The organism is Pseudomonas sp. GL-R-19, from assembly GCF_019956375.1.
GTDB lineage: Bacteria > Pseudomonadota > Gammaproteobacteria > Pseudomonadales > Pseudomonadaceae > Aquipseudomonas.
This window is the reverse complement of record NZ_JAHBDJ010000014.1, coordinates 34,175-59,695: the sequence shown is the minus strand read 5'-3', so window position 1 is coordinate 59,695 and position 25,521 is coordinate 34,175. Positions and strand designations below refer to the sequence as shown.

19 protein-coding genes are annotated in these 25,521 nt (G+C 59.3%); 3 read left to right on the top strand and 16 right to left on the bottom strand.

The annotated features are described in order from the left end of the window. Positions 1–4: 4 nt before the first annotated feature. From KGA83_RS09210 to rpsU, 4 genes are all read right to left on the bottom strand, one after another. Positions 5–3,751, bottom strand: a complete 3,747-nt coding sequence (locus KGA83_RS09210; protein WP_108216914.1) for a bifunctional diguanylate cyclase/phosphodiesterase — start codon at positions 3,749–3,751, stop codon at positions 5–7. A 122-nt stretch (positions 3,752–3,873) separates the two neighbouring features. Continuing rightward, positions 3,874–5,721 (bottom strand): RNA polymerase sigma factor RpoD, encoded by a 1,848-nt coding sequence (gene rpoD / locus KGA83_RS09205; RefSeq protein WP_108216913.1) that lies wholly within the window; start codon positions 5,719–5,721, stop codon positions 3,874–3,876. A 67-nt stretch (positions 5,722–5,788) separates the two neighbouring features. Then, positions 5,789–7,756, bottom strand: a complete 1,968-nt coding sequence (gene dnaG / locus KGA83_RS09200; RefSeq protein WP_008017402.1) for a DNA primase — start codon at positions 7,754–7,756, stop codon at positions 5,789–5,791. 480 nt (positions 7,757–8,236) lie between these two features. Then, complete coding sequence (gene rpsU, locus KGA83_RS09195) at positions 8,237–8,452, bottom strand: 30S ribosomal protein S21 (RefSeq protein ID WP_002551877.1); 216 nt, start codon at positions 8,450–8,452, stop codon at positions 8,237–8,239. A 199-nt stretch (positions 8,453–8,651) separates the two neighbouring features. Here rpsU and tsaD point away from each other — a divergent pair, with 199 nt between their 5' ends. Further along, a complete protein-coding gene (gene tsaD / locus KGA83_RS09190; RefSeq protein WP_108216912.1) occupies positions 8,652–9,677 on the top strand; it encodes a tRNA (adenosine(37)-N6)-threonylcarbamoyltransferase complex transferase subunit TsaD in 1,026 nt (341 codons plus the stop codon). 23 nt (positions 9,678–9,700) lie between these two features. On the opposite strand, the gene plsY is transcribed toward tsaD, so the two are convergent. Further along, the gene (gene plsY, locus KGA83_RS09185; protein WP_108216911.1) at positions 9,701–10,270 is read right to left on the bottom strand and encodes a glycerol-3-phosphate 1-O-acyltransferase PlsY; all 570 of its coding nucleotides are present in this window, start codon (positions 10,268–10,270) and stop codon (positions 9,701–9,703) included. 74 nt (positions 10,271–10,344) lie between these two features. Between plsY and folB the strand changes: the two genes are divergently transcribed. Both folB and folK read left to right on the top strand, forming a co-directional pair. Then, positions 10,345–10,701 (top strand): dihydroneopterin aldolase, encoded by a 357-nt coding sequence (gene folB, locus KGA83_RS09180; protein ID WP_223529506.1) that lies wholly within the window; start codon positions 10,345–10,347, stop codon positions 10,699–10,701. Further along, the gene (gene folK / locus KGA83_RS09175) at positions 10,692–11,210 is read left to right on the top strand and encodes a 2-amino-4-hydroxy-6-hydroxymethyldihydropteridine diphosphokinase (protein WP_223529504.1); all 519 of its coding nucleotides are present in this window, start codon (positions 10,692–10,694) and stop codon (positions 11,208–11,210) included. Before folB ends, folK begins: the two co-directional genes overlap by 10 nt. Positions 11,211–11,330: 120 nt before the next feature. Here folK and KGA83_RS09170 read toward each other — a convergent pair whose 3' ends face one another. From KGA83_RS09170 to KGA83_RS09120, 11 genes are all read right to left on the bottom strand, one after another. After that, entirely contained in the window at positions 11,331–12,554 is a 1,224-nt protein-coding gene (locus tag KGA83_RS09170) for a multifunctional CCA addition/repair protein (RefSeq protein ID WP_223529502.1), read from the bottom strand. A gap of 63 nt (positions 12,555–12,617) precedes the next feature. Continuing rightward, the gene (locus KGA83_RS09165; RefSeq protein ID WP_108216907.1) at positions 12,618–14,180 is read right to left on the bottom strand and encodes a SpoVR family protein; all 1,563 of its coding nucleotides are present in this window, start codon (positions 14,178–14,180) and stop codon (positions 12,618–12,620) included. Next, positions 14,177–15,448, bottom strand: coding sequence for a YeaH/YhbH family protein (locus tag KGA83_RS09160; protein ID WP_108216906.1), 1,272 nt, complete (start codon positions 15,446–15,448; stop codon positions 14,177–14,179). Before KGA83_RS09160 ends, KGA83_RS09165 begins: the two co-directional genes overlap by 4 nt. Positions 15,449–15,651: 203 nt before the next feature. Continuing rightward, on the bottom strand, positions 15,652–17,574 hold the full coding sequence (locus KGA83_RS09155; RefSeq protein WP_108216905.1) for a PrkA family serine protein kinase: 1,923 nt from the start codon (positions 17,572–17,574) through the stop codon (positions 15,652–15,654). A gap of 297 nt (positions 17,575–17,871) precedes the next feature. Then, entirely contained in the window at positions 17,872–18,201 is a 330-nt protein-coding gene (glpE, locus tag KGA83_RS09150) for a thiosulfate sulfurtransferase GlpE (protein ID WP_060541633.1), read from the bottom strand. A gap of 33 nt (positions 18,202–18,234) precedes the next feature. Further along, a complete protein-coding gene (locus KGA83_RS09145; protein ID WP_108216904.1) occupies positions 18,235–19,116 on the bottom strand; it encodes a symmetrical bis(5'-nucleosyl)-tetraphosphatase in 882 nt (293 codons plus the stop codon). After that, positions 19,116–19,496 (bottom strand): Co2+/Mg2+ efflux protein ApaG, encoded by a 381-nt coding sequence (gene apaG, locus KGA83_RS09140; protein WP_108216903.1) that lies wholly within the window; start codon positions 19,494–19,496, stop codon positions 19,116–19,118. The genes KGA83_RS09145 and apaG overlap by 1 nt, the downstream gene beginning before the upstream one ends. A 114-nt stretch (positions 19,497–19,610) precedes the next feature. Then, positions 19,611–20,429, bottom strand: a complete 819-nt coding sequence (gene rsmA, locus KGA83_RS09135; RefSeq protein WP_108216902.1) for a 16S rRNA (adenine(1518)-N(6)/adenine(1519)-N(6))-dimethyltransferase RsmA — start codon at positions 20,427–20,429, stop codon at positions 19,611–19,613. Continuing rightward, the gene (gene pdxA / locus KGA83_RS09130) at positions 20,426–21,415 is read right to left on the bottom strand and encodes a 4-hydroxythreonine-4-phosphate dehydrogenase PdxA (RefSeq protein WP_108216901.1); all 990 of its coding nucleotides are present in this window, start codon (positions 21,413–21,415) and stop codon (positions 20,426–20,428) included. The genes rsmA and pdxA overlap by 4 nt, the downstream gene beginning before the upstream one ends. Further along, entirely contained in the window at positions 21,412–22,734 is a 1,323-nt protein-coding gene (surA, locus tag KGA83_RS09125) for a peptidylprolyl isomerase SurA (RefSeq protein WP_177413281.1), read from the bottom strand. The genes pdxA and surA overlap by 4 nt, the downstream gene beginning before the upstream one ends. Continuing rightward, positions 22,709–25,507 (bottom strand): LPS-assembly protein LptD, encoded by a 2,799-nt coding sequence (locus KGA83_RS09120; protein WP_223529500.1) that lies wholly within the window; start codon positions 25,505–25,507, stop codon positions 22,709–22,711. The genes surA and KGA83_RS09120 overlap by 26 nt, the downstream gene beginning before the upstream one ends. Between the last annotated feature and the right edge of the window lie 14 nt (positions 25,508–25,521).

Sequence of the window (25,521 nt, the reverse complement as noted above, 5' to 3'; positions counted from 1 at the left end):
CGGATTATAACGACGGTTTCGCGGCTGTGCTATCTGAAAAAGCCATTACGGTTGTACGAAGAAATGTCGCGGCAAATTCGTCCGCTGTCAGGGGCAGGCTGACGATGTAGCCCTGGATTTGCTCGCAGCCCTCGGCGGCGAGGAATTGTTGTTGCGCCAGGGTCTCGACCCCTTCGGCAATCACGGTGAATGGCATGCTGCGTCCGAGCGCAATGATGGCCCGTACGATCGCCGCATCATGGGGATCGTCCGGCAGGCCGCGGACGAAGGACTGATCGATCTTGAGGATGTCTAGCGGCAGGCGCTTGAGGTAACTCAGGGACGAGTAACCGGTGCCGAAGTCATCGATGGCCAGTTGCACGCCCAGATGTTTGAGTTGGTGCAGCACCGCCAGCGCTTCTTCGGCCTGGCTCATGATGAAGTTTTCGGTGATTTCCAGTTGCAGGAAGCCGGGGTTGAGGCCGTTGTCCTTGAGCAACTGCTCGATACGGCCCAGCAGGTTGGGTTGGCGCAATTGGGCACCGGCAAGGTTGACCGACAGCGGGCCGGGACTTCCGTACAGCCGGTGCCATTCGGCCATCTGCCGGCAGGCGGTTTCCAGGACCCAGTCGCCGATTTGCAGGATCATGCCGTTTTCTTCAGCCAGCGGGATGAAGTGTTCTCGCGGCACGTCGCCAAAGGTCGGATGGCGCCAACGGATCAGTGCTTCGGCACCGACCAGGCTGTAGTCTTCGAGGCTGATTTTCGGTTGGTAGCACAGGTGCAGCTCATTGCGTTCGATGGCGCGGCGCAGTTCGTGTTCCAGCGCCACGCGTTCACTGGCCTGAGCGGTGAGGTCGCGGGTGTAGCTTTCGACACGGTTGCGGCCCTTGGCCTTGGAGCGGTACATCGCGGCGTCGGCGTTCTTGATCAGTGTGGCAACGTCGCAACCATCCTTCGGATAGAGGCTGGTGCCGATGCTGGCGCTGATGAAAAACTCGTGTTCGCCAGCCTGGAACGGCGCGCCGAAACAGTTGAGCAACTTGGTGGCGATGTGGTCGGCATCGCTGGATTGTTGCAGGCCCGGCAACAGAATGATGAACTCGTCGCCACCCAGGCGCGCAACGGTGTCGATGTCACGCAGCTGCTCCTTGAGGCGTACGGCAATGCCCTTGAGCAGCAGGTCGCCGACCGGGTGGCCGAGGCTGTCGTTGATGTGCTTGAAGCGGTCAAGGTCGAGGAACAGCACGGCACCCTGGCCGCCGTTTTCCTGCTGGTTGTTGAGCGCCGTCAACAAGCGGCTTTCGAATAGCGTGCGGTTCGGCAGGCCGGTCAGCGGGTCGTGGTGTGCCTGATAGTCGAGTTTGGCCTGGGCATGCTTGAGGCTGGAAATGTCGGCGAATACTGCGACAAAGTGGGTGATGAACTTGTCGTGGTTGCGCACGGCACTGATGGTCAGCCAGCTCGGGTACAGCTCGCCATTCTTGCGTCGATTGGAAATCTCGCCTTGCCAATGACCTTCGGCGGTCAATTGATGCCACATGGCCGCATAGAATGCGCTGTCATGCAGGCCCGAGGCGAGCAGGCGCGGCGTGTGGCCCAGCGCTTCGCTTTCGCTGTAACCGGTGATTTCGGAAAACGCACGGTTGACTGCGCTGATGTGCTGCTGGGTATCGGTGATCAACACGCCTTCGGCGGTGCTTTCGAACACGGTGGCGGCCTGTTGCAGTTTTTCCTGCATCAGGTGTCGCTCGGTGATGTCCCGGGCGATGGTCAGCATGCAGTCTTCATCGCCAATCGGCAGCGGACGGCTGGACACTTCACAAAGGCGGATCTGCCCGTCGCTGCGGCGGATATGGCAACTGTAGTCGCGGACAAAACCGTCCCGGTGCAGCAGATCGAGCATTTGCTTGCGTTCATTGAGGTTGACCCAGATCCCCAGGTCCAGCGCCGAACGATCCACCGACATGGCGCTGTTGAACCCGGTGATGCGGCTAAAACCCTCGTTGACTTCCAACAGCAGGCCATCGCTTTGCCGCGACAGCAGCAAGCCGTCGGGGGAGGCATGGAAAGCCTTGGCGAATTTTTCTTCGGAAGTTTGCAGCTGTTGCTGGGTTTCCTTGAGTTGGGTGATGTCCCGCACCACGACCACCAGCGCCTGTGTCATGTCGAGGTTGAACGGTTCGGCGGAGATCAGTCCGGTAAACACCTGGCCGTTGCTGCGACGAAAGGGCATTTCCAGGTTGCGGATGCTGCCGGCCTGCAAGCGTTGCAACAGACCCGGCCCAACACCGGGAATCCCCCAGATGTTCAGGTTGGTGGCTGTCTGGCCAATGACGTCCTCGGCCTTGAGGCCGATCTGTTCTTCGAACGCTTCGTTGACTTCCAGCAGACAACCGTCGCTCAGGCGAGCGATCACCAGAATGTCCGGGCATTGCTGGAACACGGAAGCGAATTTCTGTTCCGACAGGCGCAGCGCTTCCTCGGTGCGCTTGGCGTCGGTGATATCGATCATCAACCCGCGCAGCACCGGCTCATGCCCGTGTTCGATCAGGCTGACGATATCGCGCACCCACAGGCAGCGGCCGTCGGCGGTGATCACCCGGTAGTCGAGGCGGTGATCGCGCCCGGCCAGTACTTCGTGATCGCAGAAGGTCTGGGCGCGGGTCAGGTCGGCGGGGTGAATGATGTTGCGCCAGAAGCCCGGAATCAGCCAATGGGACAGGGGATAACCGAGAAGGTCTTCGGCGTGGGGCGATACATAGCTGTAGGTGAAGTCGGTGACTTTTGCTTCCCAGGCGATGGCCGACAGGCTCTCCACCAGGCCTCGGTAGTGGTATTCGCTGCTGCGCAGTTCCTGTTCAAGGTCGACCCGGCGGGCGATTTCCGAGCTCAAGCGGCGGTTGATGCGGATAACCACCGCCAGCACGGTAGAAAGCAGCAGCAATCCGGGCAGGCCATACACCAGCAGGTCATTCCAGAAAGTTCGATGATCGAGGACGTTGCCGACCCAATGTTCCTGAATAGCGCTGATTTCAGCGGGGCTCATGTCCGCCAGGACTTTGTCGAGAATGCCGACCAGCATCTTGTTGTCGCGGGGTACAGCCATGGCCAGTTGATAGCGATAGGGGGTTTCACCACTGACATACAACCCATCGAGCTTGAGTTGGCGCAGGCTCCAGACGCTGGAAGCCAGATCGCCCACCACGGCGTCCACTTCGTCGGTGGCCAGCGCCTGTAGCGTCGAGCTGACGTTGGGCATCGCCACCAGGTTCAAGTCGGGATGGTGGGTGCGCAGCAGTTCGTGGGGAGCGTAGTTTTCCACTACAGCGATTTTCAGGCCGTACAGGTCTTGCAGGTTATGTGGCTGGGGGCCCCCGACATGGGCCAGGATGACAATCGGAAAATCCAGATAGGGGCGGGTGAACGACAGGTATTTCTGGCGTTCAGGGGTCGACATGATGCCCGGCAGCAAGTCCAGTTTGCCCTTTTTGGCCTGTTCCAGGACGGCGGTCCAGCTCACCGGCTCGATGGGTGTGAGCCGGGTTGCCAGCCTTTTGCGGATGACCTCGATGTAATCCGCGGCAAGGCCCTGGTAGCGGCCCTCATCGTCACGAAACTCGAAGGGCGGCCACGAGGCATCGACACCCAGGCGCAATTCCGGGTGACCCGCCAGCCAGCTACGTTCTTCGTCGGTTAGAGTCAGCGCGCCAGCCGTTGCGGTCCAGGTCATCAGCGACAGCAAAAAAAGCACGGTCGGCAGTCTGGGCATAACGGTCTCGTTATGGCTCGGGGGAATGTTTCGAGTGTAGACGGCTACAGGGCGGAGGGGGGGAGCGGGGGGATTTAATCTGTACAAAGCAAAACCCCCGGCCTGGGCCGGGGGTTCTGTGATCACTCGTCGAGGAAGGAGCGCAGATGCTCGCTTCTCGTCGGGTGGCGCAGCTTGCGCAGCGCCTTGGCTTCGATCTGACGAATCCGCTCACGGGTCACGTCGAACTGCTTACCAACCTCTTCGAGGGTGTGGTCGGTATTCATGTCGATACCGAAGCGCATGCGCAGTACCTTGGCTTCACGGGCAGTGAGGCCGGACAGCACTTCGCGAGTCGCTTCCTTAAGGCTCTCAACGGTTGCAACATCGATTGGCGACTGCATGGTCGAGTCTTCGATGAAGTCACCCAGGTGGGAGTCTTCGTCATCACCGATCGGGGTTTCCATGGAGATCGGCTCTTTTGCGATCTTCAATACCTTGCGGATCTTGTCCTCAGGCATTTCCATGCGTTCGCCCAGCTCTTCCGGGGTCGGTTCGCGACCCATTTCCTGCAACATCTGCCGGGAAATGCGGTTGAGCTTGTTGATCGTCTCGATCATGTGCACCGGAATACGGATGGTGCGGGCCTGGTCGGCGATCGAGCGAGTGATCGCCTGACGGATCCACCAGGTGGCATAAGTCGAGAATTTGTAGCCGCGGCGGTATTCGAACTTGTCTACCGCTTTCATCAAGCCAATGTTGCCTTCCTGGATCAGATCGAGGAATTGCAGGCCACGGTTGGTGTACTTCTTGGCGATGGAGATCACCAGGCGCAAGTTGGCTTCAACCATCTCTTTCTTCGCGCGGCGGGCCTTGGCCTCACCGATCGACATGCGACGGTTGATGTCCTTGATCTCGGCGATGGTCAAACCGGTTTCGGCTTCCAGCGCGGTCAGCTTCTGCTGGCAACGGATAATGTCCGGCTGCAGACGACCAATGGCTTCAGCGTATTTGCCTTTGCCTTTGGCCAGGGCATCACTCCAGCTTTCGTCGACTTCGTTGCCCGGGAACTGGCGCAGGAAGTCGGCACGCGGCATGCGTGCATCACGAACGCAGAGCTGCATGATTGCGCGCTCTTGCTGACGCAGGCGATCGAGGGCACTGCGAACACGCTCGACCAGGCCTTCGAATTGCTTCGGCACCAGTTTGATCGGCATGAACAGCTCGGCCAGGGCCAACAGCTCGGCAATTGCTGCCTTGTTGTTGCGACCGTGCTTTTTCAGCGCCTTGCGGGTGATTTCCATCTGATCGGCCACAGCGCCGAAGCGCTGTGCAGCGATGACTGGATCCGGACCGCTTTCGGCTTCTTCCTCGTCATCCGAGGCCTCACCGTCTTCGTCGTCGGAATCGTCATCCGCCTTGACGGCTTTCGCGTCAATCGGCGGCGGCACTTCTGCCGCAGGCGGCGCGATGCCGTCGTCCGGGTCGATATAACCGCTCAGGACGTCAGACAGGCGACCACCTTCGGTGGTGACGCGGGTGTACTCGGAGAGAATATGATCAACCGTGCCGGGGAAGTGCGCGATTGCGCTCATCACCTCACGGATGCCCTCTTCAATACGCTTGGCGATTTCGATTTCGCCTTCACGTGTGAGGAGCTCCACCGTACCCATTTCGCGCATGTACATGCGCACCGGGTCGGTAGTGCGACCAATGTCGGTCTCGACCGCAGCCAACGCTGCAGCGGCCTCTTCGGCTGCGGCTTCGTCGGTATCGGCGTCGGCCAGCATAAGGGAATCCTTATCTGGCGCAACCTCGAATACGTTGATCCCCATGTCATTGATCATGCGGATGATGTCTTCCACCTGTTCCGGATCTGAAATATCCTCCGGCAGGTGGTCGTTGACCTCCGCGTAAGTCAGGTAGCCCTGCTCACGACCAAGGGTGATCAACTCTTTGATACGAGACTGCTGTTGCGCTTTTCCGGACATAACACCCTATCCACTGAAGGTCTTGGCGGGCAAAAAACAAGCCGAGGATTATACCTGAGCAATGACCTCACGCGCCAGTTGAGGTCGGGTTTGATGCGGAAACATTGCGACTCAAGAGGTCGCGCAGTTGATTTTTCTCTTCGCTGGTCAATTCGCTTTGACGTGCTTTTCTAAGAAGTTGTTCCAGGTTTCGCTCGCGTTGGCGGGCCGACAAGCTAGTAATGGTGTCGAAAAACTGTTGTTCAAGGTTGTCTCCATCAATCAGCCATTCCTTTTCCGCCAGGGCTTTGAGCAGGCGGCCTTGTTCTGTGCCGTGCCAACGGGCAATCAGCTGAATTGAGTTTAGCTTGGGATTCTTCTGCACGGCTTCGAGCAGCGCCACCAGCAATTGTGTGTTGGTGTGATCTTCGGCGGCGAAGTGCCCGGCATCCTCGACTTTTTCGGCCAATTGCGGGTGATGCAGCAGCGTGCGCAAGGCGGCGAGGGTTGGCGGTTCTACGGCGGCGGGCACCCGTGGCGCGCGGGGTTGATCGCGATCACCGCCTCGCTTGCCATTCTTGTCCCATGGTTTCTTGTCCCATTTCTTGCCTCCTGCACCCGGTTTCTTCGGCGTCCATTCCTGCTGCGGCACATACATTTCCTGTGCCTGCGGCTGATGATAGTCGCTGTAATCGGGCATTGCGTCGTAATCGATGCCCGGGTCGTAGGCCGGCGGTGCTTCTTGCGGGGCGCTTTGTGCCAGCTGGCTCACTGCTTCGCCGCTAAGACCGGTGATTTCGCTCAGGCGCTGACGCATCAAGGTGCGCAGGTTGGCGCCGGGGACTTTGTCGATCAGTGGCGCGGCGAGGGTGGCCATGTGGGCCTTGCCCTCGAGCGAGCGCGGGTCGGCTTCTTCCGTCAGCTGCTGGAAGAAATAATCGGCCAGAGGCTGTGCGTGCTGGTTGATCCGTGCGCGGAAGGCATCGGTGCCTTCGGAGCGGACCAGGGTGTCCGGGTCTTCGCCTTCGGGCAGGAACAGAAAACGTGCGCGACGACCGTCCTGCAGGCTCGAAAGTGTCGCTTCCAGCGCCCGCCATGCCGCATTGCGACCGGCCTGATCGCCGTCGAAGCAGAACAGCACGCTGGGCACGACGCGAAACAGTCGCTTGAGGTGTTCCTCGCTGGTAGCGGTGCCCAGGGTCGCAACGGCATTGCGCAGGCCTTGCTGGGCCAGGGCTATGACGTCCATGTAACCCTCGACGACGATGATCTCGTCGAGATTGCGGTTGGTCTTGCGCGCTTCGTACAGGCCGTAGAGTTCCTGGCCTTTATGGAAAACCGGAGTTTCCGGGGAATTCAGGTACTTCGGCTTGTCGTCGCCCAATACCCGGCCGCCAAAGGCGATGACGCGCCCGCGACTGTCGCGGATCGGGAACATCACGCGGTCGCGGAAGCGGTCGTAACGTTTGCCGCTTTCGGCGTTTTCGATCAGCAGGCCGGCATCGATCATGGCTTTTTGTTGCAGGGTATCGCTGCTCAAGTGCTTGAACAGGTTGTCCCAGCCAGGCGGAGCAAAACCCAGGCCGAAGTCCCTGGCAATTTCGCCGGTCAGCCCGCGCCCTTTCAGGTAGTCCACGGCGGCCTTGCGCGATGGATGACTTTTCAGGGCCTGGCGATAAAAGTCGGCGGCGGCGCTGAGTAGCGGATACAGCGGCGAATCGGTTGGCTGTCGCGGTTTATGCGGGCGGCCGCTTTCTTCGCGGGGGATTTCCATACCGGCGGCTTTGGCCAGCTCTTCGACGGCCTGGACGAAATCCAGGTTGTCGTGGTCCATGATGAAGCCGAGGGCGTTGCCGCCAGCGCCGCAACCGAAGCAGTAATAGAACTGCTTGTCGGGGCTGACACTGAACGATGGAGTCTTTTCCTTGTGGAACGGGCAGCAGGCGGTGTGGTTCTTGCCGGCCTTTTTCAATTGCAGGCGCGAGCTGACCACATCGACGATGTCGGTGCGGTTCAGAAGGTCGTCAATGAAGCTCTGGGGAATTAACCCGGCCATGGCGTTCTCGTCATCTGCGCTGAAAGGAACCCGAAACGTGCGGCGATCGAACGCGGTCATTGTTTGAGGCGCGCAAAGTGTGCGGCTCGACCAGTGTCGTCTGCGTAATCGCTGTCGGGAAGTGTATCTGCCGAAAATCCACTGACGTTAATGCCAATCAGTATTCGACTGTTTGAATGTGTTGCGCTGAATCCGCTGTGGCCAATCATAGGCCCCGGATAGCTCATCATCTGGCACGCAAGCAGGTGCCTTGGGCTGATCGTCGTGAGAGGAATCAGTGGGTGTGCTCGTCAGTAGCCTTGAAAGGCTCGTCAGAAAAGACGTGCACCGCTGGCAAAAGAGCCAGGTCTGACGTGGTGAAGCAGATTTGTCTCGGTCGCGTCTGCGGCTTTGACGGTGAAGCATCAAGCGTTTTACGCAAATGCCATAAGCCCGGCTGAGGGCCGGGCTTGGCAGAAGCTTGCTACGATCGTCTGTGTATTAGTACAGACGAACGGCGCGGCGCTGTTCGCGCTGAACTTTCTTGGCGTGACGCTTAACAGCGGCTGCTGCTTTGCGCTTACGCTCAGAAGTTGGCTTCTCGTAAAATTCGCGGCTACGAACTTCAGCCAGTACACCGGCTTTTTCGCAGGAGCGCTTGAAACGACGCAGAGCTACGTCGAAGGGTTCGTTCTCTTTTACTTTGACGGCTGGCATCCAGAGCTACCTTCATTCATTACCGGGGTCAACATCCTCGCGGCAAAAGAGCACTTGAAGACGTCGGTTTTTAAGGGTTGCGGATGTTAACCCCTCATCGCTCGGAATGCAAAGCCTCTGATCGAAAACCGCTGGTCGGGGCATCACGCGACGACTATTATGCGCGCCTTCGAATTCAGCCTAAACAAGGCGCAAACCCATGCTAGTACTGGGATTAGAAACCTCCTGCGACGAAACCGGTGTCGCACTTTACGACAGTGAGCGCGGCCTGCTGGCCGATGCGCTGTTCAGTCAGATCGACCTGCACCGCGCCTATGGCGGCGTGGTACCGGAGCTGGCTTCGCGCGATCACGTCAAACGCATGCTGCCCTTGATTCGTCAGGTGTTGGCCGAGGCCGACTGCGTGCCGACCGAGATCAATGCGATCGCCTACACCGCGGGTCCTGGCCTGGTGGGCGCGTTGCTGGTAGGGGCTTCCTGTGCTCAGGCGCTGGCCTTTGCCTGGGGCATTCCGGCCCTTGGCGTGCATCACATGGAAGGCCACTTGCTGGCACCGATGCTGGAGTCGCAACCGCCGGAATTCCCGTTCGTCGCTTTGTTGGTCTCGGGTGGCCATACGCAACTGGTTCAGGTCGACGGAATTGGTCAGTACACGCTCCTGGGCGAGACCCTGGATGACGCTGCCGGCGAAGCCTTCGACAAGACGGCCAAGATGATGGGCCTCAATTATCCGGGCGGACCGGAGATCGCTCGCCTTGCAGAGCAGGGTGTTGCAGGACGTTTCGTCTTCCCGCGTCCGATGTGCGACCGCCCGGGCCTGGATTTCAGCTTCAGCGGCCTGAAAACCTTTGCATTGAACACTTGGCAGCAGTGCGTCAGCGCCGGGGACGACGGCCAGCAAGCCCAATGCGACATCGCGCTGGCGTTCCAGCAGGCCGTGGTGGAGACTTTGACCATCAAGTGTAAGCGCGCCCTGAAAGCCGCCGGCATGAAACGCCTGGTGATCGCTGGGGGCGTCAGTGCCAACAAGGCGTTACGCACTTCCCTGGAAAAAATGCTCGGGGACATGAAGGGTGATGTGTTTTATGCCCGTCCGCAGTTCTGCACCGATAACGGCGCGATGATCGCCTTTGCCGGTTGCCAGCGCTTGCAGGCCGGTCAGCAGGAAAGCCTGGCGATCAGTGTGCAGGCGCGTTGGCCGATGGAGCAGTTGTCGGCGTTGTGATGAGCGGCGCTCATGCCCGGCAACTAAAAGTGCCGTTCGCGCCCGGCAAACAGGTCGCGTAGATTGCCGCGATGGCGCCAGACGATCAGCCCGGTGAGCGTGCTCATGGGCAGCAGGGCTGCAGGCTCTTGCCAGGCCAGCAACGGCAGGGTCAGCGGCGTGGCGATCAGGGCGGCCAGGGAGCTGGTACGGGTCAGGTAGAACGTCAGGAGCCAGGTACAGACCGCCAGAAGGGCTGCGGGCGGGTACAGTCCCAGTAACATGCCGGCAGCGGTGGCGACACCTTTGCCACCGCGAAAGCGGAAGTACAACGGAAACAGATGACCGATGACGGCATAGACGCCGATCCAGGCTTGCTCCTGCTGCGAAAGGCCCGCAAGACGCGCAATCAGTACCGGCAGCAGGCCTTTGCAAAGGTCGCCGAGCAGGGTCAGGGTGGCGAGCTTCTTGCCGGCCAGGCGCAACATGTTGGTGGCACCGGCATTGCCAGAACCACTCATTCGCGGATCCGGGTTACCGGTCAGGCGGCTGAGCAAAATGGCAAAGGACAGAGAGCCGAGCAGGTAGGCGAGGATCGCCAATAACCAAAACATGCTAACTATTCCGGGCGAGGAAGCCCTGATTCTAACGGCGCATTGCGCCCTTGTCGTGTAGCGGAGAGAAGTGCTTGGACAGAGTGTTTATCGAGGGCCTGGAAGTCGACACGGTGATTGGTGCCTACGACTGGGAGCGAAGCATCCGACAGTGCTTGCGTCTTGATCTGAGCTTCGCCTGGGATAATCGCCCGGCCGCAGTCGGTGATGACCTGACCCTGGCGCTCGACTACGCCAGTGTTTCCTCGCGCATCCAGGTGTTTGCCGAGCAGGCGCAGTTCCAGCTGGTTGAAACCTTTGCCGAGCGCCTGGTTGAAGTGCTGATGAGCGAATTCAAGATCACCTGGGTGCGCCTCAAGCTGACCAAGCCAGGTGCGATTCCTGCCGCCACCGGCGGCGTGGGTGTGGAGATCGAGCGCGGATGTCGCTGACTCAGGTGTACCTCGGGCTCGGTAGCAATATCGAGCGTGAAACCCATTTGCGGGCAGGGCTCGATGCATTGGCGGAGTTCCTGGTGGATATCCGCTGTTCGGCGGTGTTCGAAAGCCAGCCGGTGGGTATCAAGAGCGGGCCGTTCTTCAATTTCGTGGTGTCGGCGTATACCGATCTGCCATTGATGGAGCTGGATCGGCGGCTGAAATTCATTGAGGCAGATAACGGTCGTTATGCCCCGGATCGCCGAGGTTTGCCGCTGGATATCGACGTGTTGCTGTTTGGTGATCTGGTGGGCAACTTCGATGGCTTGATCTTGCCGCGGGCAGAAATTCTGAAAAATGCGTTCGTTCTGTGGCCGTTGTCGTTGATAGCGCCGGATCGCGTGCACTTGGGTGTAGGCAAGAGCTTTGCGACCTTGTGGAGTGAAGCGCAGATTGATCAAGTGTTGGCGCCAGTGGCTTTCGAGTGGTGTGGTAAACAGCTGACACCCTCTGATTTACTGTAAGGCAAAAAGATCGCAGCCTTCGGCAGCTCCTAAAGGTAAAAAGATCGCAGCCTTTGGCAGCTCCTACAAGGATTGATGCGTCCTGTAGGAGCTGCCAAAGGCTGCGATCTTTTATCCTGTTCAGGCTTTTTCTTTGTGGGTCTTCAGCGCCTTCAGCCGCTCACGCTTGATTGCCTCCCCCAGCTCCGGTCCCTTGAAGCCTTGCTCCAGCAACGGCTGAACTGCCACGTTGCGAGCAGCGGTTGCTGCGCCGCGCAAATAATCCGCCTGTGGATAACTTTTTTCTTCCAGCCCTTTGCGCCCACGCGCATCCATTTCACATGCTGCGATGAACTCCTCGAACCGCTGTGGTCGACGGAAAACGTCGAAGCTTTGCAGCAGTTCCAGCAATGTCGATGGCTTCAGCTCATGGGCGCGATGCCCGTGGGTGTGATACTCGCCCACCAGCAGAGCCAGTTCCTGGCAGTCTCTCGGCACCTTGAAGCGCTCATTGACCGCTTTGATCAGCTTCAGCCCCTTGAACTCGTGGGCAATGTGTCGCGGCCATTCCTGCTCTGGCGTCAGGCCTTTGCCCAGGTCGTGCAGCAGGCAGGCCCAGCGTACGGTCAGTGGTTGTTTGTGTATGGCGGCTTGCTGCAAAACGCTGAGGGTGTGCGCGCCGGTATCGATTTCCGGGTGATGGGCCGGGGGTTGTGGTACGCCGAACAGCGCGTCGACCTCGGGCATCAGTACCTTGAGTGCGCCGCATGCGCGCAATACCTCAACAAACACCTGTGGCTGATCTTCCATCAGCGCGCGGGAAATTTCCTTCCAGCTGCGCTCCGGGGTCAGCGCCTCAAGTTCGTTTGACTCGCTGAGTTGGCGCATCAGCTCCAGGGTTTCCGGGGCAACGGTAAAGCCCAGCGTCGCGTAGCGCGCCGCAAAGCGGGCAACACGCAGGACCCGGAGCGGATCTTCGGCAAATGCCGGGGAAACATGGCGAAGCAGGCGTGCTTCGAGATCTCGCTGGCCGTGGTACGGGTCAGTCAGGTTTTGCTGATCGTCTTCGGCCATGGCGTTGATGGTCAGGTCGCGACGGATCAAGTCTTCTTCGAGGGTGACTTCAGGGCTGGCGTGAAAAGTGAACCCGCCGTAACCGCGCCCGCTTTTGCGCTCGGTGCGGGCGAGGGCATACTCCTCACCGCTTTTTGGATGAAGGAAAACCGGGAAGTCCGCGCCCACCGGGCGAAAGCCCTTGGCGAGCATTTCTTCGGTGGTGGCGCCGACCACGACCCAGTCGATATCGGTAACCGGTTTGCCCAGCAGGCGATCACGAACTGCGCCGCCGACTTTATAAATACGCATAAAAAACCTCCGTTAGCTCGACAGGATAACCGTTGCATCGAGCTTTCGGAGGCGTAAAGCGGATCAAAGATGGATGACGGCCAGGTCCAGTCGGCCGTAATCACCTTCGCTGTGCTCGCTTCTGGGTGGAACATGGTGGGTTTTCATCACCTGATCGCCTTGCAGGGTTTCCAGGTGAATATCGAAGCCCCAGAGGCGGTGCAGGTGTTTGAGTACTTCTTCGGTGGAATCACCCAGCGGTTTGCGGTCGTGTTGCTGGTGCCGCAGGGTCAGGGAGCGGTCGCCACGGCGGTCGATGCTGTAAATCTGCACGTTGGGCTCGCGATTGCCCAGATTGTATTGCGCCGCCAGGGTTTCACGGATGATGCGGTAGCCTTCTTCATCGTGGATCGCTGGCACCAGCAGATCGTCCTTTTGGTCGTCATCGAGAATGCTGAACAACTTCAGGTCTCGGATCACCTTCGGCGACAGGTACTGCAGGATGAAGCTTTCATCCTTGAAGCTGCTCATGGCGAACTTGATGGACGATAGCCAGTCGGTGCCGGCAATTTCCGGGAACCAGTGGCGATCTTCCTCGGTGGGCTCTTCGCACATGCGCCGGATGTCCCGGTACATGGCAAACCCGAGAGTGTAGGGGTTGATGCCGCTGTAGTAAGGGCTGTCGAAGCCCGGCTGAAAGACCACGCTGGTGTGGGATGTCAGGAACTCCATCATGAAGCCGTCGGTGACCAGGCCTTCGTCGTACAGGTCATTCATCAAGGTGTAGTGCCAGAACGTTGCCCAGCCTTCGTTCATCACCTGGGTCTGACGTTGAGGGTAAAAATATTGAGCGATCTTGCGCACGATCCGCACGATTTCCCGTTGCCATGGTTCCAGTAGCGGAGCGTGTTTTTCGATGAAGTACAGGATGTTTTCCTGAGGTTCGGCGGGGAAGCGTGCGTTGTCCTTGTCGCTGAACTTGTCCGCGCCCTTGGGAATGGTTCGCCACAGATCGTTGATCTGCTTCTGCAAATGCTCTTCCCGATCCTTTTGCCGGCGCCGTTCTTCCTCAGCAGAAATCGGGTAGGGGCGTTTGTAGCGGTCGACACCATAGTTCATCAGTGCGTGGCAGGAGTCGAGCAGGTCCTCGACCGCGTCGATACCGTGGCGCTCTTCGCATTGCATGATGTACTGCTTGGCAAACACCAGGTAATCGATGATCGAACTGGCGTCGGTCCAGGTGCGGAACAGGTAATTGCCTTTGAAAAAGCTGTTGTGCCCGTAGCAGGCATGGGCCACCACCAGCGCCTGCATGCAGATGGTGTTTTCTTCCATCAGGTAGGCGATACACGGGTCGGAGTTGATCACGATCTCGTACGCCAGGCCCATCTGGCCGCGGGTGTAGGATTTTTCAGTACTGAGGAAATGTTTGCCGTAGGACCAGTGGTGATAACCCAGTGGCATGCCAACGGAGGCGTAGGCATCCATCATCTGTTCGGCGGTGATCACTTCGATCTGGTTGGGGTATGTGTCGAGGGCGTAACCCGCCGCAATACGACTGATTTCGCGGTCGTACGCCTGGATCAGCTCGAACGTCCATTCGGAGCCGGTGGAAATGGGTTGGCGCTTCTGCTCTTTGGCGGTCATGTCACTAACCTGCGCTGGAAGAGTTCACGGAAGACCGGATAGATATCCCCGGCCGAGACCAGTTGTTGCTGGGCAAAAGTGTCGGAAAAGGCTTCGGCGATGCGTTCGTACTCGAACCACAGGGCCTGGTGTTCGCGCGGGGTGATCTCAACGTAAGTGTAGTACTGCACGAATGGCATGATCTGGTTGATCAGGATGTCGCGGCAGATCGGAGAGTCATCGTTCCAGTTGTCACCGTCGGAGGCCTGGGCGGCGTAGATGTTCCACTCGTTGCTCGGATAACGCTCGGCCATGATCTCCTGCATCAGTTTCAGGGCGCTGGAGACGATGGTGCCGCCGGTTTCCCGGGAGTAGAAAAACTCCTCTTCATCCACTTCGCGGGCACTGGTGTGATGGCGGATGAACACTACGTCGATCTTTTCGTAGTTCCGCTTGAGAAACAGGTACAGCAGGATAAAGAAGCGCTTGGCGATGTCCTTGGTCGCCTGGGTCATCGAGCCGGACACGTCCATCAGGCAGAACATCACAGCCTTGGAGCTGGGGTTGGGTTGCTTGATGAGCAGGTTGTACTTGAGGTCGAATGTGTCGAGAAACGGTATGCGGTGAATGCGCGCGCTGAGTTTTTCTATTTCAGCTTCTATTTCCTGAATATCGCCGAAGTTGTCTGGTTCTTCCTGCTTGATTCGCAGAAGTTCTTCCTTGGCTTCGCGCAGTTTTGCCCGGCTGCTGCCGGACAGGGCGATTCGCCGGGCGTGGGCTGAACGCAGGGTGCGGATGATGTTGATCCGCGACGGGTTGCCCTCGTTGCTGATCCCGGCCCGCACGGTCTTGAAGGTATCTGTGCCGGTCAGGTTGCGCTTGACCAGGTTGGGCAGTTCGAGATCCTCGAACATGAATTCGAGGAATTCTTCCTGGGTGATCTGGAAGACGAATTCGTCCATCCCTTCACCGGAATTGCCGGCCTTGCCGGGGCCTCGGCCGCCACCGCCTCCCGGTGGACGGGCGATATGTTCGCCACTGGTGAATTCCTTGTTGCCCGGGTGCACGACCGTCTGCTTGCCGCCGCGACCGTGGTGGAGCACCGGCTCGTCGATGTCGCGGCCGGGAATGCTGATTTGTTCGCCGTGTTCCATATCGGTAATGGAGCGCCGGCTGACCGCCTCTTCGACAGCCTTTTTGATGTGGTCACGGTAACGCCGCAGAAACCGCTGACGGTTCACCGTGCTCTTGTTCTTGCCATTGAGACGTCGGTCGATCACATAGCTCATGACTGCTCCTTAGAAGCTGTCCTGAAAGGGGCGAGCGGTGATACAGCATCGAACCGAGAGCCGAGGGATATTGAACGCTCCCCCAAGCGCTTTGGATGCTGCCTGAACTCGCTACCGACTTTCGAACACCTCCCAGAGGCCTGTGTAACAGAAAAGCCCACACAGGTCTCTGGCTGACGACAACCGGTCTGACCGGCAGCGGGTTATTGTGATTTTCTGACTCGCAGGTACCACTCGGACAGCAGTCGTACCTGTTTGTCGGTGTAACCGCGCTCGACCATCCGTGTGACGAAGTCGTTGTGTTTTTGCTGGTCCTCTTTGCTGGCCTTGGCATTGAAGCTGATGACTGGCAGCAGGTCCTCGGTGTTGGAGAACATTTTCTTCTCGATGACCACCCGCAGTTTTTCGTAGCTGAGCCAGGTCGGGTTCTTGCCGTTGTTGTTGGCCCGGGCACGCAGGACGAAGTTGACGATTTCGTTGCGGAAATCCTTCGGATTGCTGATGCCGGCCGGTTTCTCGATTTTCTCCAGTTCTTCGTTCAACGCTACGCGGTTGAGGATCTCGCCGGTTTCCGGGTCGCGGTATTCCTGGTCCTGGATCCAGAAGTCGGCGTACAGCACATAGCGATCGAAGATGTTCTGGCCGTACTCGCTGTAGGACTCGAGGTAGGCGGTCTGGATCTCCTTGCCGATGAATTCGATATAGCGCGGTGCCAGGTACTCCTTGAGGAAGCGCAGATAGCGTTCACGGGTCTCCGCCTGGAACTGTTCCTGTTCGATCTGTTGTTCCAGCACGTAGAGCAAATGTACCGGGTTGGCGGCAATTTCGTGCGGATCGAAGTTGAACACCTTCGACAGGATCTTGAACGCGAAACGGGTGGAAAGACCGTTCATGCCTTCGTCGACACCGGCGTTGTCGCGGTATTCCTGGATCGACTTGGCTTTCGGATCGGTGTCCTTGAGGTTCTCGCCGTCGTACACGCGCATCTTCGAGTAGATGTTGGAGTTTTCCGGCTCCTTGAGGCGCGAGAGCACGGTGAACTGAGCCAGCATCTTCAGGGTGTCCGGCGCGCAATGAGCCTTGGCCAGCGAGCTGTTGAACAGCAGCTTGTCGTAGATCTTCACTTCGTCACTGACCCGCAGGCAGTACGGCACTTTGACGATGTAGATCCGGTCGATGAAGGCTTCGTTGTTCTTGTTGTTGCGGAAGGTATGCCATTCCGATTCGTTGGAGTGGGCCAGCAGGATCCCGGTGAACGGAATCGCGCCAAGACCTTCGGTGCTGTTGTAGTTGCCTTCCTGGGTAGCCGTAAGCAATGGGTGCAGCACCTTGATCGGTGCCTTGAACATTTCGACGAATTCCATCAGGCCCTGGTTGGACCGGCACAGTGCGCCCGAGTAGCTGTAGGCATCGGCGTCGTTCTGTGGGAATTCCTCCAGTTTGCGGATATCGACCTTACCCACCAGTGCCGAGATGTCCTGGTTGTTTTCATCGCCCGGTTCGGTCTTGGCTACGGCGATCTGGTTGAGGATCGACGGATAGAGTTTGACCACACGGAACTGGCTGATGTCGCCGCCGAATTCGGCCAGGCGTTTGGTGGCCCATGGCGACATGATGGTATTGAGATAGCGCCGTGGAATGCCGAAGTCTTCCTCGAGGATCGCGCCATCTTCGGTGGCGTTGAACAGACCCAGGGGTGACTCGAAAACCGGCGAGCCCTTGATCGCATAGAAGGGTATTTTTTCCATCAGTTGCTTGAGCTTCTCGGCCAGGGACGATTTACCGCCACCGACGGGGCCAAGCAGGTAGAGGATCTGTTTCTTCTCTTCCAGGCCCTGAGCGGCGTGGCGGAAATACGACACGATCTGGTCGATGCATTCTTCCATCCCGTGGAAGTCTTCAAAGGCCGGATAGCGGCGGATCACCTTGTTGGAAAAGATTCGCGACAGTCTCGAGTTGGTCGAGGTGTCGAGCAGCTCCGGTTCTCCGATGGCCAGCAGCAGACGCTCGGCGGCGGAAACATAGGCGCTGCGGTCTTTTTTGCACAGCTCCAGGTACTCTTGCAGAGAGAGTTCTTCCTGGCGCGTGGACTCGAAGCGTTGTTGGAAGTGGCTAAAGATACTCATGACGTCACCTCGCTCGATACGTGGAGCCGACGCCGGATCACTCAGTCGATGCTGGCAGCAACCGAACAGGCGGTTGCTGTTTACCCCCCAGAACTCCCTCAAGGCTTACCGCCCCGAAAGCTACTCCCGATGATCCGTGCGCCGGTGTACCGGCTCTCCCCTGTTTTGGATGGCCTGCGCTTAAGGATAGTTGGGAATTCGGCAGGGAAAGGCAAGATGCGTAATTGTTTGTGGCAGACCGTTCGTCTGCCACCGCGCCAGCCCGCGGGAGCCGGGGCCTGCAACGTTACAAAAAAATTATTCGGAGGTGCCTTGCGCGGTTTCTGCTGGATAGGTCGTACGCCACAACTCGAATCCGCCATCCATGCTGTAGACGTCGGAGAAGCCCTGGCTGATCAGGTAGGCGGCCGCGCCCTGGCTGGAATTGCCGTGATAGCAGACCACCACGGTCGGTGCGTCGAGGTCGGCACCCTGGATGAAAGCGTGCAGGGAATGATTGTCCAGATGCCTGGAGCCTGCGATGTGCAGGGCGGCAAAAGTGGCCGGGTCGCGGACGTCGACCACCACCGCGCCTTGTTCGCGCAGGGCCTGGGCCTGTTCCGGGGGGATACGTTTGAATTCGCTCATGGCGGGCTCCTGTGGCTCGGCTGATTGGGCAGTCTAGCGCGGGGCGCCGGCTGACGATATTTGGGGTATGGATAAGGCGACTGGCGGCACGGCATGACCGTGTTCGTCGCATTTGCACGAAAGGCGCTCACCGCTGTCGACGTTCATCAGGGTCAGTGCGCCGCCCCAGACGCAACCGGTGTCGAGCGCCGAGATGCCCGGCTCGTCGCACTTGCCTTCCAGTGCTGCCCAGTGACCGAAGATGATTTTCACATCCCTGGTCTTGCGCTCCTTGTGCTGGAACCAGGGCTTGTAGCCGGCGGGCGCGGTATCGAGGCCTTCCTTGCTCTTGAGGTCGAGTTTGCCGTCGGCGGTGCAAAAACGCATGCGCGTGAAATAGTTGGTGATCACCCGCAGACGCGGCACGCCTTTGAGGTCGTTGTCCCATTTCGCCGGATCGTTGCCGTACATGCCATCGAGGTAAGGCGGCAACAGGTTGTCGTCACGCAAGGCAGTCTCGACTTCGGCAGCGCACTTCAAGGCTTTGCGCAGCGACCACTGGGGTGGAATGCCGGCATGGACCAGCGCAATGTTGCGCTGTTCGTCATAGTGCATGAGCTTTTGCTGGCGCAGCCATTCGAGCAGTTCGGCGCAATCCGCCGCTTCAACGATCTCGCGCAGGGTATCGGCCTTCTTCAGGCGTTCGATGTTGCGTCCGGCCGCCAGCAGGTGCAGGTCGTGGTTGCCGAGCACGCACACCAGCGATTCGCGAATGCTGTAGAGGAAGCGCAAGGTTTCCAGAGACTGCGGGCCGCGGTTAACCAGATCTCCCACCAGCCACAGACGATCCCGTTGTGGGTCGAACGCCACTTGTTTGAGCAGGCATTGCAGGGCTTGAAGGCAGCCTTGCAGGTCACCAACCGCGTATGTCGCCATCAGTGCAGGGCTCCGGGCACCGCCAGGCGGAAGGGCGCGATGATGGCATCGAAATGTTTGCCGTCGTCGGAAAGCATCTGATAGGTGCCTTGCATGGTGCCGACCTTGGTGGTCAGGACCGTGCCGCTGCTGTAGGTGTGGCTCTCGCCAGGCTCGATCAACGGCTGCTGACCTACCACGCCAGCGCCGCGCACTTCTTCGACATGCCCGTTGCCATCGGTGATGACCCAGTGCCGTGAAAGCAGTTTGGCGGGTATCTGGCCATTGTTTTGCACGGTGATGGTGTAGGCGAAGGCAAAGCGGTCGTGCTCGGGTTGCGATTGGTCTGCCAGATAGCGGGTGACGACGCTGACGTCGACCTGATAACGAGGATCGGACATGCAAGGGGCCTTAAAAACGAAGCGGGACGCGGGGCGTAGCTGATGGGTTCAGTCTAGGCCAAGTATCGGGTAGTAGACCAGAGTGGTGTCCTACCCGATAGCGCTCATCGCCTGTCAGACTGCAACAGGTGTTTGTGGTGCCTGCTCGCTGAGCTTGTCGGCCAGACGCACGAAGGCGGCCAGGTCGAGTTGCTCGGGGCGCAGGCTGCCGTCGACGCCGGCGGCTTCGATTTCGGCATTGCTCAGCAGCAGCTTGAGGGTGTTGCGCAGGGTTTTGCGGCGCTGGTTGAACGCTTCGCGCACGACGCGCTCCAGCAAGCGGTGATCCTTGGCCGGGTGCGGCAGCACTGCGTGGGGTACCAGGCGCACGATGGCCGAGTCGACTTTCGGCGGCGGGTTGAATGCCCCCGGGCCAACGTTGAAAAGGTGCTCGACCCGGCAGTGGTACTGAACCATGATCGACAGGCGGCCCCAGTCACCTCCACCAGGACCGGCAGCCAGGCGCTCGACCACTTCCTTTTGCAGCATGAAGTGCATGTCGCGGATCAGGTGCGAGTTGTGCAGTAGGTGAAAAATCAGTGGCGTGGAGATGTTGTACGGCAGGTTGCCGACCACGCGCAGGCTACCTGGCGCGGCATTCAGGCTGTTGAAGTCGAACTTCAGTGCATCGCCCTGATGCAGATTGAAGTTGCTCTTGCTGGCAAACTGCTGGTTGAGGATCGGGATCAGGTCCTTGTCCAGTTCCACCACGTCGAGTTGCGCGCCGCTGCTGAGCAGGCCTTGGGTCAGTGCGCCCTGGCCCGGTCCGATTTCCAGCAGGCGGTCGTCGCTCTTGGCATGAATGGAGCGCAGGATACGGTCGATAACGCCAGCATCGTGCAGGAAGTTCTGGCCAAAGCGTTTGCGCGCCTTGTGTTGGTAGTGCTCGGTCATAAACGGGTCTCGGCCATCTGGTAGGCTGTTTCCAGGGCGACTTGCAGGCTGCCGGTGTCGATCTTGCCGCTGCCGGCCAGGTCCAGGGCTGTGCCGTGGTCGACCGAGGTGCGGATGATCGGCAAGCCGAGGGTCACGTTGACTGCTGCGCCGAAGCCTTTGTACTTCAGCACCGGCAGGCCCTGGTCGTGGTACATCGCCAGCACCGCATCGCAGTGCTCCAGATATTTGGGGGTAAACAGAGTGTCGGCGGGCAGGGGGCCGCGAAGGTCCATGCCCTCGCCGCGCAAGCGCTCTAATGTGGGTTCGATGATATCGATTTCTTCATGGCCCAGGTGTCCGCCTTCGCCGGCATGGGGGTTGAGCCCGCAGACCAGGATACGTGGCTGGGCGATGCCGAATTTGTTTTGCAGGTCGGCGTGCAGGATTCGCGTGACGCGTTCCAGGCGCTCCGGCGTGATTGCATCGGCAATCTCGCGAAGGGGCAGGTGAGTAGTCACCAGAGCCACGCGCAAGCCGCGTGTGGCCAGCATCATCACCACTTGCGCGGTGTGGGTCAGGTCGGCGAGGAATTCCGTGTGCCCGGAAAAGGCGATACCGGATTCGTTGATCACGCCTTTGTGCACCGGTGCGGTGATCATGCCGGCAAAATCCCCGCTCAGGCAGCCCTGGCCGGCCCGAGTCAGGGTTTCCAGAACGAAGGCAGCGTTGGCCTTGTCCAGTTGCCCGGTGACGACCTTGGCATTGAGCGGTGTATCCCAGACATACAGGCTGTTGGCGGGCGCGGGTGCATCCGGCCAGTTGTCCGGTTTTACCGGCAGCAAGTCGACAGCCACGCCCAGTTGCGCGGCCCGCTCAGTGAGCAGGTCGCGGCTGGTAATGGCAATCAGGGGGTAGGGCTGGGCTTGCGAGGCGAGCAGCAGGCACAGGTCGGGACCTATGCCGGCTGGTTCACCGGGTGTCAGCGCGAAACGTTGGGGTTTCACTGCGCTGCCTGGTCGGCGCCAGGGAGTTTGATTTCCACGTACGCTTCGTCACGGATCTGACGCAGCCAGGTTTGCAGCTCTTCGTCGTATTTGCGGTTACGCAAAACGGTCATTGCTTGCTGCTCGCGAGCCTGTGTGGTGCTGTCGGTGGCGCGACGGCCAAGGACTTCCAGGACGTGCCAGCCGTATTGAGTCTGGAACGGCCTGGACAGTTGACCTTGCGGGGTCTTGGCCATCACCGCGCGGAACTCGGGCACCAGCGCGTTCGGGTCGACCCAGCTCAGGTCGCCACCGTTGAGGGCAGAACCCGGGTCTTCCGAGTAGTTTTTCGCCAGCTCGCCGAAGTCTTCGCCAGACTCGATACGGCTGTAGAGCGACTCGGCCAGGGCCTTGGTCTTCGCTTCGTCGCGGATTGGGCTCGGTTTGACCAGGATGTGGCGCACATGCACTTCATCGCGCATCTGGGTCTCGCCGCCACGCTTGCCGAGAATCTTCAGGATGATGAAACCGCCTGGCGTGCGCATTGGCTGGGTGACATCACCTACCGGCATGGTGCTCAGCAGGCGATCGAACGGCGGAGGCAATTGAGCGGCTTTACGCCAGCCCATGTCGCCACCTTCCAGTGCGGTTTCGCTGGCAGACTTGGCGATGGCCAACTGACCGAAGTCAGCGCCCTGCTTGAGCTGCTGGTAAATCGCATCGGCCTGTTTGGCTGCATTCTGAATCGCATCGGAGTTGGCGCTTTCCGGCGTAGGAATCAGGATATTGGCCAGGTGGAACTCTTCGGACAGCTGCATTTTGCCCAGGTCTGACGCCAGGAAGTTCTTCACTTCCTGCTCGGAGACCTGAATGCGCTCGGCAACCCGACGTTGGCGCACACGGCTGATGACCATTTCGCGGCGGATCTGCTCACGTGCGTCGTCATAGGACAGGCCGTCGCGAGTCAGGGCGGCGCGGAACTGCTCGACCGACATGTTGTTGCGCTGGGCAATGGTGCCGACTGCCTGGTTCAACTCTTCATCGGTAATGCGGATGCCGGAACGATCGCCGATCTGCAATTGCAGGTTTTCGACGATCAGGCGCTCAAGTACCTGCTGCTCCAGCACGCTGGCCGGCGGCACGGCAGAACCACGCTTGGCAATGGTTTGCTGAACGTCATGAACGCGCTGGTCCAGTTGGCTCTGCATGACCACGTCGTTGTCGACGATGGCCACCACCTTGTCGATGGACTGTACGGCGGCGCTGGCCGCCGTACTCAGGAGCAGCGCGCCCAGCATCAGCGGGCGCAGACAATCAGAAAGCTTGGTCTTCACGTTCACGATAACCTTGAATGCCTTTGTCGAGGAAACTCTCTGCCTTGGCGCCGGTAAGGCCGCCGAGTCCCTTCAGAACAATTTGGAGGAAGACGCCATGGTCGCCTTTTTCGTTTTGCGGTGCTTGCTGGCTGAACTCGTCATAATCAACGAAGTAACGGTTGATCAGGCGCAGTTTCCAGCAGCAGTTGTCGTACTCGAAACCACCGAATGCATCCAGGGTACGGTTGCGATTGTAGTCATACTGCCAACGGCTGATAGCGCTCCATTGCGGCACGATCGGCCAGATCACCGAGAAGTCGTGCTGTTCGATCTTGTAGTAATCCTTCACGAAGCCAGGCTGGCCAGGGGTGCCGTAGTCGCCACCGCCCACAGTCCATTTACCGGTGTTCTGGTCGTAACGGACCTGGTCATTGCGATAGCGGTAGCCGAAGTTGACGATCTTGTTCGGATTGTCTTCAGGCTGGTAGTGGAACATCGCGCTGCCCGAGCGAGGGCTGCGGCTGTCCGGGTCCCAGTTGTAGTCGGCTGTGGTGCGCCAGTCGCGGTTCCAGCGATATTCGTATTCCAGTGCGTACGGCGAAACGCTGGCATGGGCATCGGCGCGGGTTTTTGCATCGATACCCGGCAACTGAACTTCGCGGTCCTTGAAGTATAAGGCCTGGCCGACACTGATGCGTTGACGCTCGAAACCGTTGTCTTCGATCCAGCGGCTGGTCACGCCCAGGGACAGTTTGTTCTCGTCGCCGACACGGTCGGAGCCGGAGAAACGGTTGTCACGGAACAGCGACGCATAATTGAAGGTGTATTCGGTGGTATCGAATACCGGGATGTCTTCCTGGTCGACCTCAGGTACGTACAGGTAGAACAGGCGCGGTTCGAGGGTCTGGCGATAGTTCTTGCCGAAATACTGGGTATTGCGATCGAAGTACAGGCCGCTGTCGATGCTGGCGATCGGCACGCCGCGATTCTGGTTGCTGTCAAACGTTCCCAGGAGCTTGTCCTGTTCTGCGGTCTGACTGGCAATCTGACCTTTGCCAGTGCTGTCCAGATCCAGTTGGTACTGGGTGTACTGGTACTTGAGCTTCGGTGTCAGGAAACCGTACGTCGTGTTCATCGGCAGGCTCATGGCAGGCGCGAGATTCAGGCGGTCGCCATTGGCGCGAGCCAGACCTTGAACGTTGGTATCGAGACGGGGAGAGCCAACACCGTCTTCATCGAAGTATGTTCCGTTCTGCAGATCCCGGTCAAACCGCACGAGTTCAGTGTTGTACGTGAAGTCCAGGCCTTCCGGATGATAAGGCAGCATGCCGTCGAGCGTGAGCTGCGGCAGGCGGTCGTACGGCGTAATGTTCGACACGCTCGCCAGTTCGTATGCCTGGGCGTTCACGCGAGCGGAATAGCTGTCGCCACGATAGGTCACGGAACCCTGTTGGTTCACGTAGTCACTGCTTTTCACGCCAATCTGGTCGGTCTGCAGATCCTGGAAGTAATACGGATCGCTGATCTTGGTGTAGTCGACTTGCGTGAGCACTCGGGAGTCGAGACCGCCCTTGTGCTGCCAGTTGTACATGTAGCGGGTTTTTTCGGCGTCTGACTGCTTGTCGCGCTCGTCGCTTTCGTCGTTGAGGTACGCCGCACCGAACTGGCCTTCGCTGGACTTGGTCAGGTAGCGGAATTCGCCTTCCATCAACAAGCCGTGCTTCTCCATGTAGCGCGGGTACAACGTGGCATCGTAGTTCGGCGCCAGGTTGAAGTAGTACGGGGTGACCAGCATGAAGCCGGTATCGCTGCCGGTGCCAATGGTCGGCGGCAGGAAACCGGACTGGCGACGGTCGTCGATCGGGAAATAGATGTACGGCGTGTACAGGACCGGAATGTCCTTGACCCGCAGCGTCACGTTGGTCGCTGTCCCGAAACCGGTGGCCGGGTTCAGGGTGATGTTGTTGCCCTTGAGTTGCCAGGCGTTGCTGTTCGGTTCGCACGTGGTGTACGTACCATCCTTGAGGCGGATGATCGCGTTCTCGGCACGCTTGGCGTACAGCGCATTACCGCGGACGCGGGATTTGTGCATCACGTATTCGGCGTTGTCGACCTTGGCTTCACCGGTGTCGAGCTGCACGTCGGCATGGTCGCCGACGATCAGCGCGCCGTTGTCGCGAATGCGCACGTTGCCGTTCAGGTCGCCACGGCTTTCGGCCTGGTACAGGTTGGCTTCGTCGGCTTCGACCTGCATGCTGCCCTGGCGCATGACAACGTCGCCGGCCAGGGTCGCGACCTGCTCATCCTGCTTATAGCGGGAGGCTTTTGCGCCGATAAAGGTTGGAGCGTCACTTTTATTCGTCTTGTCATCCATGCCAGGACGAATCGGTTCGATATAGGAACCAGAGCAATAAGGACCGGTTTCGGCCAATTGTGCGGCGGTGAGCTGCTCGCGGGGAACCCAGTCGAGGTGACTGTAGTCTGCGCTACGTGACTTCAGGCCACGGCCTTTGGATTCGGTGACCAGCACCGGCTTGGCGCCAGCGTCTTCGCTGGAGCCGCTCTCGGCCGGGGCTTCGCCGGTGGCGGAAACTGCGCTGCCGTCATGAACGGGACGCGGTGGCAAAGCCGCCGCCGGCGCCTTTGGCGCACAGTCCCAGGAACCCGAAGCAGAGACTGAACAGTCAAACTGTTCCGCGGCGACCACATAGGAAGTGGCAAGGGGTTGCAGCGCCAGCAAACTGCCGGTAACCAACAACGGAAATTTTTTACGAAACGCGGGGGATTTCAATGCCATCTTATTAGTCCGGG

What these genes read in the sequence shown, in the direction of transcription:
- KGA83_RS09145 (WP_108216904.1), bottom strand. Translation starts at nt 19,116, where the DNA reads ATGGCGACATACGCGGTTGGTGACCTGCAAGGCTGCCTTCAAGCCCTG.
- glpE (WP_060541633.1), bottom strand. Translation starts at nt 18,201, where the DNA reads ATGAGCGAATTCAAACGTATCCCCCCGGAACAGGCCCAGGCCCTGCGC.
- KGA83_RS09210 (WP_108216914.1), bottom strand. Translation starts at nt 3,751, where the DNA reads ATGCCCAGACTGCCGACCGTGCTTTTTTTGCTGTCGCTGATGACCTGG.
- KGA83_RS09160 (WP_108216906.1), bottom strand. Translation starts at nt 15,448, where the DNA reads ATGAGCTATGTGATCGACCGACGTCTCAATGGCAAGAACAAGAGCACG.
- plsY (WP_108216911.1), bottom strand. Translation starts at nt 10,270, where the DNA reads ATGTTTTGGTTATTGGCGATCCTCGCCTACCTGCTCGGCTCTCTGTCC.
- folK (WP_223529504.1), top strand. Translation starts at nt 10,692, where the DNA reads ATGTCGCTGACTCAGGTGTACCTCGGGCTCGGTAGCAATATCGAGCGT.
- KGA83_RS09165 (WP_108216907.1), bottom strand. Translation starts at nt 14,180, where the DNA reads ATGACCGCCAAAGAGCAGAAGCGCCAACCCATTTCCACCGGCTCCGAA.
- KGA83_RS09170 (WP_223529502.1), bottom strand. Translation starts at nt 12,554, where the DNA reads ATGCGTATTTATAAAGTCGGCGGCGCAGTTCGTGATCGCCTGCTGGGC.
- KGA83_RS09120 (WP_223529500.1), bottom strand. Translation starts at nt 25,507, where the DNA reads ATGGCATTGAAATCCCCCGCGTTTCGTAAAAAATTTCCGTTGTTGGTT.
- apaG (WP_108216903.1), bottom strand. Translation starts at nt 19,496, where the DNA reads ATGTCCGATCCTCGTTATCAGGTCGACGTCAGCGTCGTCACCCGCTAT.
- dnaG (WP_008017402.1), bottom strand. Translation starts at nt 7,756, where the DNA reads ATGGCCGGGTTAATTCCCCAGAGCTTCATTGACGACCTTCTGAACCGC.
- tsaD (WP_108216912.1), top strand. Translation starts at nt 8,652, where the DNA reads ATGCTAGTACTGGGATTAGAAACCTCCTGCGACGAAACCGGTGTCGCA.
- rpoD (WP_108216913.1), bottom strand. Translation starts at nt 5,721, where the DNA reads ATGTCCGGAAAAGCGCAACAGCAGTCTCGTATCAAAGAGTTGATCACC.
- KGA83_RS09155 (WP_108216905.1), bottom strand. Translation starts at nt 17,574, where the DNA reads ATGAGTATCTTTAGCCACTTCCAACAACGCTTCGAGTCCACGCGCCAG.
- rsmA (WP_108216902.1), bottom strand. Translation starts at nt 20,429, where the DNA reads ATGACCGAGCACTACCAACACAAGGCGCGCAAACGCTTTGGCCAGAAC.
- rpsU (WP_002551877.1), bottom strand. Translation starts at nt 8,452, where the DNA reads ATGCCAGCCGTCAAAGTAAAAGAGAACGAACCCTTCGACGTAGCTCTG.